Consider the following 10,879-nt stretch of genomic DNA (forward strand, 5'->3'; position numbering starts at 1 on the left):
AGACAATCTGGTTATGAAGATGACATTCAACCAGATGTTCAACAATAATTACAAAATAAAAAGAGGCTTAATTGCCTCTTTTTTTATTTATAAAACAATTGATAATAAAAGGTAAAATAGATTGTAAAATTTCTGGAAATGATTTTTTGACATAACCTGTGTAAGATGAAATAAAACCATTTACAATATTTTGCGGTGTGATGCTTTCTTTAGTTCTCTGAAAACTTAAAACCAATTTCTGATAATTGATTTCTTTTTCTAGTTTTAGAATTTCTAGATCTCTTTCAATCTCAGCATACGAAGAGTATTTTTTTCTTTCCATAATTAATCATTAAAAAAGATTTCTGAAAATTTCTCCAAAATTGGTCCTTCTACAAATTTGTCTTTTACAAAGAAAAGTAAAATGGTAAAGAAAAGATAGATCCCTCCTACTGCCAAAAATCCGAGAGCATTACTTTCAAACAAAGAACCAAAAGCATAAGCTGCGGCAAAAGATCCAAAAACCATAACCATACTGAAACATAACAAAATCAAGGTAAACTTAAAGATCAAAGTTGTCGATTTCATTGCAACCTTAAAACCCCAAAGTTTATAATAAGCTAAATGACTTTCAATATATTCTTTTGCCTGATCTTGAACCTTATCAGTATTTTCTTTTAATTCTTCAAACGCCATAATTATAATTTTAAATAAAAAAAGCACAAAACTTTCTTATAAAAATAAGCAAGTAATGTGCTTTATCAAAATATTATTTCTGAAGTTTAGCGTTTTGTGCTTTTAACTCAGCCAATTTAGTTTCTAAAAAAGTAATTACTTCTTCTGTTTTATGGCTGACATTAGAAAGTAACTCATTCAAAGTTCCGTCAAGATTATGAGTAGCACTCGTAAATTTTTCACGAAGAACTTCAGAGCTGGCATCAAAAGAATCTTTGATATTATGTTTAGCATCATCGATACCTTCCTTAATTTTTGCTCTTGTTTTTGATCCTTTATCTGGAGCAAATAAAATTCCGATTGCCGCCCCTGCAGCCGCTGCAGCCAAAATTGCTGCTGCTGTATTTAAATTCTTAGACATGATAGTTACAATTTAAAATTATTAATAAAGATACTCTTTTTTAAAATGATAAAACTTTGATTAATTGCAATTTACAAAAAATTAACAATCTTATTAATACACATAAGCTACAGCTTCGTACTTACCATCTGCTTTTTCAACAATGCTAACAAAAGGATAGCCATTTGAAGCCGATTTAGATTTGATTCTCATAGCAGTTTGGTTCTGATTTGCAATTGGCGGTTCTCCTTTTGTCCTTGTTGAGACTCCTGTAAAACTAGCTGCTTGTTTCAGTCCTATTGTTTTTTCTTGCGGAAGAACAGTTACCATTTTGTAATCGTCTTTTGAATCAACTACTATTTTATCAGAAACTTTTTGAGTTTGTTTTGTCTCTTTATTTGTAATAGATGAAACTGCATATTTACTGATTTTGATTTCTTCAGAACTTCCGTTTAAAGAATAGTAAACAAAACCATTTTCAGATTTAATAAAATTTACATCAAGTTGTTCTCCGTTGTGTTTTGTAATTTGATGTGTTTGAGACATTGCAACATTTGCAAATAATAATGCTAGTGTGAAATATAAAATTTTCATGATAAATTAGATTTAAATTAAAAATTGTCAGACCTGAAATTTAAAAACTAAACTTTCACTCAAATTCAACATTATGGTATTTTATACATTATGACACAATTTGAAAAAATATCTTTTACGGGAAATATTATCAAAATTACATCATAATAAAAATGAGAACATAAAATTGTCTTTTTAGGAAATCAGTTTTGAAAATCTATTATTATAAAAATTACGAGTTTCTAAAAACAATAAATTTCAACTTAGATTCTTTACGGCAAATTTTAATTTTTTACAAAAATCATCTCTGACTTTTGGTATTGAGTTAAAAATAGCAGTTTTATAAACAATTGTGTGTTAACAACCCGTTAAACTGACTAAAATAACAGTAAAAACTAAAATAAAGACCGTAAATAAACAATTATCTAAAAAATGAGTTATATATCAAACACGTTTAAAAAACGTCTTAAAATTAATTTATGAAGGTTAAAATTAATCTATAAAAACTATTATTTTTACATTTTTAATCATTTTTATAAATAATAATTAAAAACTAAATTTTTAAAAAATCTATAATAAAAATTTATATAAATAAAATTAAAATCAAATGCTTAAAGAATAATTAAAAGCTATAGATTTAAATTTTACAGTCAATTTTATAAATAATAATTATAATCTAAATTTTAAGTTATAATAATAACCAAAACTTATAATTATAAAAATTGAAGCCAAAAATTAAAAAAATAAGAAAAAACTTTAATTTTAGTTTTTTTAGAAGAAAACTGGAAGCAAAAAAGTAAAAAAATAAAATAAAGAGTTTTAATGAATGAAAAGTAAAAAAAAGATCTTCTCTACTCGACTATTTTTTATTCTTCTTTAAAATTAAATTATTAAAGTCACTTTTAATATATAAAATAAATAAAAATATTAAATTTAATAGATTTTATAAATAATAGGTAAAATATTAAAAATTACACATTTTAAATAATTAAATTTTATTATTAAGCATTTAAAACAAAAATTAGACATAAAAAAAGTACAAAATCAAAATAAAGCTTTCTAATAGATTTAAAATAAAAAAATGAATTCCTTATCCAATAAAATTTTATTTTCGATTAAATTAAATTTATTAAAGTCAGTTTTAATCTATAAAAATTATAAAATTTTACTTTTTAATAGTTAACCTATATAATAAAAAAAAGCGCTTATAAAAGCGCTTTTAATAAATTTATCTGATATTACTTCTTAACCATTTCAGAAAGAATTTCAATTTCTCTTTCAGAAGCATTTTTTGGTGGATTTGAATATAATTTCAAAATTTCATCATCAAACTGATTTTTGAAACTTTCGCTTTCAATATCTCTTAAATTTAAAAGTGCTTTTGATCTAACATAAGTCGATTCACTTTTTAGAGACATTGAATATAATTTCTTAATATCTTCTTCTTCAAAATCTGTTGATTTCCAGTTTGAATATTTCAAAATAAACTGAGAAAACAACAACGAAGCCTTATTATTGTTGATATTCTTTTTCAAAGAGTTTTGTAAAAGTGAAAAACTAGAGATGTTTTTAATGTTCTCTCCTATCGCACTTTCAATTGCAATTCTTTCAGGTTTAGTCTCAACTTTAAAATATTTGTTGATATCTTTCAAAGAATTATTAATGCTATTTTCTTCTTTTTTACCTTTTTCTTCCCAAGCATCTTTCAATCCAACAGTTTTGTTAAATACTAATTTTGAAGCAGTTGAATCTTTATCAACAGTAAAATATCCTAAACGTTGAAACTGAAATTTATCTTCATTTTGAGCTGTTGATAAACTTGGTTCAACAAATCCAGTTACAATTTCTAATGAATTTGGATTCACAAAATCTAAGAAATTTTTCTCTTTATAACTGTCCGGAGCTTCATCTGTAAACAAACGATCGTACAAACGAACTTCTGCTTCCAAAGCATGTTTTATAGAAACCCAATGTAAGGTTCCAGACACTTTTCTTTGGCTTGCTTCTGTCCCACTTCCACTCAAAGAATCAGTATCATACGTTACATGAATTTCAGTAATATTTCCGTTTTCATCTTTTACAACTGATTCACCTTTAATGATATAAGCATTTTTAAGACGAACTTCTTTTCCTAAAGTCAAACGGAAAAATTTAGCTGGAGCTTCTTCCAAAAAGTCTTCTCTTTCTATGTATAATTCACGAGAAAAAGGCACTTTTCTGAATCCGGCACTTTCATCTTCTTGATTATTTTCTGCTTCCAACCACTCTTCTTTTCCTTCTGGATAATTGGTAATTACCAATTTTACAGGATCTAAAACAGCCATTACACGAGGTGCAATTTTGTTCAAATCTTCACGAATACAGAATTCTAAAACCGATACATTAATTAAATTATCACGTTTTGCAATACCAATTGTGTTAGCAAAATTACGTAAAGAAGCAGCTGTATAACCACGTCTTCTTAATCCAGAAATGGTTGACATTCTTGGATCATCCCAACCGTTAACATGCTTTTCTTTAACTAGTTGCTGTAATTTTCTTTTACTAACAACAGTATGTGATAAGTTACGTCTAGCAAATTCTCTTTGCTTTGGACGAAGTTTATTTTCATCTAAAATCTGATCTAAAAACCAATCGTATAATTCACGGTGAGGCAAGAATTCCAGTGTACAAAATGAATGAGAAATTTGTTCTAAATAATCACTTTGTCCGTGTGCCCAATCGTACATTGGATAGATTTTCCAAGCATCTCCAGTTCTGTGGTGATGTTTGTGTAAAATTCTATACATGATAGGATCACGCATCAACATATTAGTTGACTTCATGTCAATTTTTGCACGAAGAATATGTGTACCAGCCTCAAATTCACCATTTTTCATTCTTTCGAATAAATCTAAGTTTTCTTCAACAGAACGATTTCTGTACGGACTGTCAGTTCCTGGAGTTGTTGGAGTTCCTTTCTGGATCGCCATTTCTTCAGAAGTCTGACTATCAACATAAGCTTTATCTTTCTTAATTAAGAAAACTGCCCAATCGTATAATTGTTGGAAATAATCTGATGCATAACATTCTTCTGCCCAAGTATATCCTAACCATTCCACATCTTTTTTAATAGCATCAACAAATTCCTGTTCTTCTTTTTCAGGGTTGGTATCATCAAAACGTAAATTTACAGGAGATTGATAATCAATTCCTAAACCAAAATTTAACGCAATAGAACTCGCGTGCCCAATGTGTAAATAACCATTAGGTTCTGGTGGAAAACGAAAGCGAAGTTTAGTATTTGAAAGACCTGATTTTACGTCTTCCTCTATGATTTGTTCAATAAAATTGAGTGATTTCTCTTCTGATGCCATTATTTTATAGTAATTTTAGCAAAGATAAAAAAGTTTATAGTTTATAGTTTATGGTTTATGGTTTTCTTTGGAAACTTACTCTAAACTTGAAACTTAAAACCTGAAACTAAATTTAGAAATGGGAGTCATTAAACTTAAAAATATCCGTACTTTTTCTTACCACGGATGTTTAATTGAAGAAGGAAAAATTGGATCTGATTACAAAGTAGATTTAAAAATTAAAACCAATTTACAGAAATCAGCAGAAACAGATCATCTTTTAGACACTGTGGATTATGTTCATTTGAACAAAATTGTAGCCGAAGAAATGGCAATTCGTTCACATTTATTAGAACATGTGGCCAAAAGAATCAATATTCGCGTACTGGCAGAGATAGAAATGGTAGAAAAAACAACAGTTTGGGTTTCTAAAATAAATCCGCCTATTGGTGGTGATGTTGAGTCAGTTACTATAAAAATGACGGAAATTAGAAAGTAATTTCTAAAATTAAATTCCTAAAATTTTAAAATAGTTACTATGAAACTTTTGAAATTTAAAGATTTTAGTTACTTTTGCCAACCGTTCAAGTAATGGCGTCGTGGCCGAGCGGCTAGGCTGGGCTCTGCAAAAGCTCCTACTCCGGTTCGAATCCGGACGATGCCTCAAAAACCTCTAAAGCAATTTAGAGGTTTTTTTATGTTTAATTTTTAGAAAAAATTAATTAAAAATATACTGTTCGAATCCGGACGATGCCTCAAAACCTTCAAAGCAATTTGAAGGTTTTTTTATGTTTAATTTTTAGAAAAAATTAGATAAAGATTTATGTTTGAATCTGCACGATGCCTCAAAACCTTCAAAGCAATTTGAAGGTTTTTTTATGTTTAATTTTTAAATTTTACAAGTAAACCCGACAGGTTTTAAAAACCTGTCGGGTTTGTTACTCTATGAAGATTATACACAATCTTGTCATTTCGACGAAGGAGAAATCTCCACGAGAAGCTCTACAAAGATTGGATAATTGTTGCGGAGTTACTTGCGGAGATTTCTCCTTCGTCGAAATGACAAACTGTTGTCAACTTTGTCAAAGTTCTAAACTAACAGTTATAAACATAAAAAAACCTCTGAAATTCAGAGGTTTAATTTTATATTTTTGAGTTATTAACAACTACTTCTTCTCTATTCTTTCGAAGGCATTTTTAACCATTTCTTTTTCTTTTGGAAACCAACCTTGAACTACTAATGCAAATCCGAAAACCATTAAAACAACGCTAATTCCTTTTTTGATTTTAAGAATATTAGTTGGAGTCATTTTTGATTTTAATTGTTTGGCTAATAAAATTTTAGCACAATCAATTAATAAATAAGTGATGATTACAGCGGCAAAAAAAGTCATCATTCTAGGGGTCTGCATTTCTAGTTTTGGTCCAACAGAAATAATTACTGCTAACCAGAATCCTAAGACTCCAATGTTAATAACGTTCAATAAAAACCCTTTTACAAACAAACTTGCGTAGTTTCTTTTTAAAATATCACGGTCAATTTCTTCGTCGTTTATTTTTTCTTCTTTTTTTAGTTTTACAAAAGAAATAATTCCATAAGAAAGCATAATTATCCCTCCAAAAATAAAAAGAGCTGGATCGTCTTTTAAACTTGAAATCAATCTGTAACTTCCTAAATAAGCAATAGCAATAAAGAAAATATCGCCTAATACTACGCCTAAATCGAAAACAATTGCAGATCTAAAACCTTTTGTAATACTGGTTTCTAATAAAACAAAAAATACTGGGCCAACCATAAAACTAAGAACAAGTCCCCATGGCAGTCCAGCCAGAATATCATTTATCATCAAATATCTCGTGTTATTTTACTTCTTCGATTTTACCACCAAAAACTGTTTTCTGATTTATTTGTTTTGGTTTTCCATAAATGTAAATAGAGCCTCCTGCGCTTACTTTTGCATCGACAAGGGTAGAAGCATTAACATCTGCTTTTCCGCCCGCAGAAACGCTTACAGTAGTCTGAGACGTATTCAATTTACTTGCTAGTAAATATCCTCCAGCTCCTAAACTTGCATCTTGATTTGCTGCTTTACCAGTTAATGTGATAGAACCTCCTGATACTGAGCTTACTTTTAGTTTATCAACATCTAAATCAACATTTATAACTCCACCTTCTTGTGCACTTACTTTAAATGAAGTTGCTTTGATTACGTCACTGCTTGTTACAGTTGCACCTTCATTGACATCGATTAATTCTAAATGCTTATAATACAAAGTTACTTCAAGATCATTTCCTGACAAAAGTTTTGGAAATGGCATTCTTAATTTTAAAATACCATTCTTATTAACAGCTTCTAATTCTGCTTCTCTTGTTCCTTTTATCACAATTTTATTTTCAGACCCTGGAACTAATTTTACACTTAATTTATCAAATACTTTTACGGTATCAAAATCTCCTAACTCTTTGGTAACTTGACCAAAAGACATTTGTACAAATAAAATTGCTGCTCCTATAATTAGCTTTTTCATACTTTTATTTTTAAATTAATATTTATTCTGCTCTTCTTAAAAAGTGAAAATCAAGTTGTTTTTTCACCAAGTCAGCATTTTTTACTTTTACATAAATTTCGTCTCCCAATTGCAATAAACGGTTTGAAGTAGCTCCAACCAATGCATATTGTCTTTCGTCAAAAGTATAGTAGTCTTCTTTTATTTCTCTGATTCTTACCATTCCTTCGCATTTGTTAGAAACGATTTCAACATAAATTCCCCATTCGGTAACACCAGAAATAACACCAAGGAATTCTTCATCCTGATGATCCTGCATGTATTTAACCTGCATGTATTTAATACTATCTCGCTCAGCATTTGTTGCTAAGTTTTCCATGTTTGAACAATGCAGACATTTGGTTTCGTAAGTTTCTTCGTCTACAGAAGCTCCTCCATCCAAATAATACTGCAACAAACGGTGTACCATAACGTCTGGATAACGACGAATTGGCGATGTAAAATGGCTATAATAATCAAAAGCTAAACCATAATGGCCAATATTATCAGTCGAGTATTTGGCTTTGCTCATACTTCTAATAGCAAGAGTATCAATAAGATTTTGTTCTTTCTTACCGTTTACTTCTTCCATCAAAGCATTGATTGATTTGGCAATATCACCTTTGGTTCTAAAATCAATTTTATAACCAAACTTAGCAATAACTGTCTGCATTGCAACCAGTTTGTCTTCATTTGGTTCGTCGTGAATACGGTAAACAAAGGTTTTCTTCTGTTTTCCAATATATTCTGCCACTTTTCTATTGGCTAAAAGCATAAATTCTTCAATCAAATGATTAGCATCTTTTGATATTTTGAAATAAACCCCTTCAGGTTCTCCTTCTTCGTTAAGATTAAATTTTACTTCCACTTTATCAAAAGAAATAGCGCCTTGCTGCATTCTTTTCTTTCTCAAAATCTTAGCTAATTCATCTAGTTTTAAAGTAGCTTCAACAATTTCATCTGAAACCACATAAGATTCTCCAGTAATAGAAATATCAACTGGAATTGTATTATTTCCTTTTGTTTCAATAATATGCTGAGCCTCTTCGTAAGCAAAACGCTGATCTGAATATATTACAGTTCTTCCAAACCATTGGTTAATAACTTGAGCTGTTGGAGAAACTTCGAATACTGCAGAGAATGTATATTTCTCTTCATTCGGACGTAATGAACACGCAAAGTTAGACAATACTTCTGGCAGCATTGGCACTACTCTATCTACTAAATAAACTGAGGTTGCTCTTTGATATGCTTCATCATCCAAGATTGTTCCTTCTTCTAGATAATACGAAACATCGGCAATGTGAATACCGATTTCAAAATTTCCGTTTTCTAATTTTTTGAAAGACAAGGCATCATCAAAATCTTTTGCATCTTTTGGATCTATCGTAAACGTAAGCGTATCACGCATATCACGACGTTTTGCAATCTCAGATTCCTGAATTGAAGTATCTAGTTTTTGTGCAAAGACTTCAACTTCTACAGGGAAATCTGCAGGCAATCCGTATTCTGCTAAAATAGCATGAATCTCAGTATTATGTTCTCCAGGTTTTCCTAAAACTCTAATTACAGATCCGAACGGACTATCGGCTCTTTTTGGCCAATCTTCAATCTTCACTAAAACTACATCACCGTTTTCTGCTTCACCAAGTTTATCCTTAGGAATAAAAATATCGGTATACATTTTAGGATTTGCAGTAGACACAAAAGCAAAATTTGGCTGCATATCTATTACACCTACAAATTCTGTTTTATCTCTTTCAATAACTTCAATAACTTCACCCTCAGGTCTTTTACCTTTTCTTCTGTTATAAACGTAAACTTTTACTTTGTCTTTATCTAATGCACGATTCAAATTATTGGTAGGAATAAAAACATCTTCTTCAAACTCATCACAAATAAAATATGCCGTTTTTCTGCTTGTCATATCTATTGTTCCTTCGTAATAATCCTGGCTTACTGCTTTAATCAAGTATTTTCCAGGTTCTGTTTCTATAATCTTCTTTTGAGCTGCAAGAATCTTTAAATCTTTTATGATCTGATTTCTGCTTTTTGTATCATCTAATTCTAGCTTAGCTCCTATTTGTTTGTAATTGAAAGGTTTATTAGCATTTTGCGATAAAATCTTAAGTATTTTTCCAGAGAAATCTTTCTCTTTTTTTATCGGCTTTCTAATTTTCTTACTCATATATCTTTTCTAATAAGGCTTAAAATTACAAATAAGATATCAGATAATACTTTTTAGCAAATAGAATTATTAAAAATATAACTTTTCGTACATTTACAAAAAGACCTAAAATGGAAAGCTTTAAAACGATTGCCGTATTCAATTATCTGCACGAAACAGTGGTTCTCAAACACTTACTGGAACAAGAAGGAATTCCTTATTTTTTCGAAAACGAAATGACGCTCTCAGTCGTTCCATTATACTCAACGGCACTTGGCGGAATCAAACTCAAAGTTCATCCAAACGATTTCGAAGAAGTTCAGCAAATCTTGGACAATCTCAACAATCCTCTCAAAATCGTCTAAAACAAAATTCAAACAAACTCAAAACAGAGTAAAATTCAATTCATCAAAAAATTTTTTTCCTTTTCAACTTTTTTAGTTTTCAACATATATTAAATACAACAAAAAAGATTTTTAAAAATTTAAAAAAAATTTATGGTTATTATAGCGTGTTAATATGTCGAATAAATTTTTTTTTGAAGTCATTGAAATCTCGTTTTACTTATTTATTCTGAGTTATCAACATAGTTATTTTTGGTTAAATGATTAATTTTTAAGACTTTTTGCATTTTAATTAACAACGGTTGACAACCAAAATTGAATTCATTTTGTAGATAAGTTGATATGTTGATTTGTGTTGAAAATGGTATTTTTAATATTGATAACTTTTCCAAAAAATCACGAAACTTTTCTTGTGTATTTCAATCCAGTTTTGGATTAGGCATTTTTTTGACACAACCAAAAAAAACTTCTAATTTTCTTTTCGAACTTATTAACATTTTTTGTTAACTTAAAGTTAATTGAATATCAAGCAATTACAAACTACTATTAACACCTCAAAATTTTAACAAATATTCTGAATATTATTTATTGATTTTGAGATAGTTATAGACTTATTAAAATTGTTAATAACTGATAAAGTTTTGACAGTAAGATAGTTGTAAAATGAGAGTTTTTATAACGAATTTACGAATGTATGCTAATTATAAATTGGTTTGTTGATATAGTATGTATAAAGAAAAAAATTTGTGAAAATTGGTGTAATTCGTAGCAAACATCTATTTATTAAGTAAATTTGCATAACACAACTAAATAGTATAGAAAAAATGAAAATTTCGATAGGAAACGACCACGCAGGACC

At 29.1% G+C, this 10,879-nt stretch carries 10 protein-coding genes and 1 tRNA gene; 3 read left to right on the plus strand and 8 right to left on the minus strand.

The window, feature by feature from the left end:
• Window positions 1-67 precede the first annotated feature (67 nt).
• The 5 genes from B3J44_RS17120 to B3J44_RS17140 form a co-directional block, all read right to left on the minus strand.
• A complete protein-coding gene (locus B3J44_RS17120) occupies window positions 68-322 on the minus strand; it encodes a DUF6327 family protein (protein WP_286969899.1) in 255 nt (84 codons plus the stop codon).
• Window positions 323-324: 2 nt separating this feature from the next.
• A complete protein-coding gene (locus B3J44_RS17125; RefSeq protein WP_286969901.1) occupies window positions 325-675 on the minus strand; it encodes a competence protein in 351 nt (116 codons plus the stop codon).
• Window positions 676-748: 73 nt separating this feature from the next.
• Window positions 749-1,075, minus strand: coding sequence for a YtxH domain-containing protein (locus tag B3J44_RS17130; RefSeq protein ID WP_286969903.1), 327 nt, complete (start codon window positions 1,073-1,075; stop codon window positions 749-751).
• Window positions 1,076-1,168: 93 nt separating this feature from the next.
• The gene (locus tag B3J44_RS17135; protein WP_286969905.1) at window positions 1,169-1,648 is read right to left on the minus strand and encodes a hypothetical protein; all 480 of its coding nucleotides are present in this window, start codon (window positions 1,646-1,648) and stop codon (window positions 1,169-1,171) included.
• Window positions 1,649-2,865: 1,217 nt separating this feature from the next.
• Entirely contained in the window at window positions 2,866-4,983 is a 2,118-nt protein-coding gene (locus B3J44_RS17140; RefSeq protein WP_286969906.1) for a glutamine--tRNA ligase/YqeY domain fusion protein, read from the minus strand.
• A 118-nt stretch (window positions 4,984-5,101) separates the two neighbouring features.
• Between B3J44_RS17140 and folB the strand changes: the two genes are divergently transcribed.
• Window positions 5,102-5,461, plus strand: a complete 360-nt coding sequence (gene folB, locus B3J44_RS17145) for a dihydroneopterin aldolase (protein ID WP_111422890.1) — start codon at window positions 5,102-5,104, stop codon at window positions 5,459-5,461.
• Window positions 5,462-5,555: 94 nt separating this feature from the next.
• A tRNA-Cys gene (locus B3J44_RS17150) sits at window positions 5,556-5,626 on the plus strand.
• A gap of 502 nt (window positions 5,627-6,128) precedes the next feature.
• Here B3J44_RS17150 and B3J44_RS17155 read toward each other — a convergent pair.
• The 3 genes from B3J44_RS17155 to rnr are packed head-to-tail and all read right to left on the minus strand — an operon-like array spanning window position 6,129 to window position 9,697.
• The gene (locus B3J44_RS17155) at window positions 6,129-6,809 is read right to left on the minus strand and encodes a LysE family translocator (RefSeq protein WP_198855069.1); all 681 of its coding nucleotides are present in this window, start codon (window positions 6,807-6,809) and stop codon (window positions 6,129-6,131) included.
• Between the two features lie 13 nt (window positions 6,810-6,822).
• Window positions 6,823-7,491, minus strand: coding sequence for a head GIN domain-containing protein (locus tag B3J44_RS17160; protein WP_286969909.1), 669 nt, complete (start codon window positions 7,489-7,491; stop codon window positions 6,823-6,825).
• Window positions 7,492-7,513: 22 nt separating this feature from the next.
• Window positions 7,514-9,697, minus strand: a complete 2,184-nt coding sequence (gene rnr, locus B3J44_RS17165; protein ID WP_286969910.1) for a ribonuclease R — start codon at window positions 9,695-9,697, stop codon at window positions 7,514-7,516.
• A gap of 110 nt (window positions 9,698-9,807) precedes the next feature.
• On the opposite strand from rnr, the gene B3J44_RS17170 reads away from it, so the two are divergent.
• Window positions 9,808-10,041 carry a putative signal transducing protein gene (locus B3J44_RS17170; protein WP_017498760.1) on the plus strand — a complete coding sequence of 78 codons (234 nt, stop codon included), beginning with the start codon at window positions 9,808-9,810 and terminating at the stop codon, window positions 10,039-10,041.
• The last annotated feature ends 838 nt before the right edge of the window (window positions 10,042-10,879 follow it).

The organism is Flavobacterium sp. UBA4854, from assembly GCF_002399805.1.
Lineage (GTDB): Bacteria > Bacteroidota > Bacteroidia > Flavobacteriales > Flavobacteriaceae > Flavobacterium > Flavobacterium ginsengisoli.

Bases quoted from the DNA above. Each gene is read 5' to 3' on its own strand.
- B3J44_RS17155 (WP_198855069.1), bottom strand. From the start codon at position 6,809: ATGATAAATGATATTCTGGCTGGACTGCCATGGGGACTTGTTCTTAGT.
- B3J44_RS17125 (WP_286969901.1), bottom strand. From the start codon at position 675: ATGGCGTTTGAAGAATTAAAAGAAAATACTGATAAGGTTCAAGATCAG.
- B3J44_RS17120 (WP_286969899.1), bottom strand. From the start codon at position 322: ATGGAAAGAAAAAAATACTCTTCGTATGCTGAGATTGAAAGAGATCTA.
- B3J44_RS17170 (WP_017498760.1), top strand. From the start codon at position 9,808: ATGGAAAGCTTTAAAACGATTGCCGTATTCAATTATCTGCACGAAACA.
- B3J44_RS17135 (WP_286969905.1), bottom strand. From the start codon at position 1,648: ATGAAAATTTTATATTTCACACTAGCATTATTATTTGCAAATGTTGCA.
- rnr (WP_286969910.1), bottom strand. From the start codon at position 9,697: ATGAGTAAGAAAATTAGAAAGCCGATAAAAAAAGAGAAAGATTTCTCT.
- B3J44_RS17160 (WP_286969909.1), bottom strand. From the start codon at position 7,491: ATGAAAAAGCTAATTATAGGAGCAGCAATTTTATTTGTACAAATGTCT.
- folB (WP_111422890.1), top strand. From the start codon at position 5,102: ATGGGAGTCATTAAACTTAAAAATATCCGTACTTTTTCTTACCACGGA.
- B3J44_RS17130 (WP_286969903.1), bottom strand. From the start codon at position 1,075: ATGTCTAAGAATTTAAATACAGCAGCAGCAATTTTGGCTGCAGCGGCT.
- B3J44_RS17140 (WP_286969906.1), bottom strand. From the start codon at position 4,983: ATGGCATCAGAAGAGAAATCACTCAATTTTATTGAACAAATCATAGAG.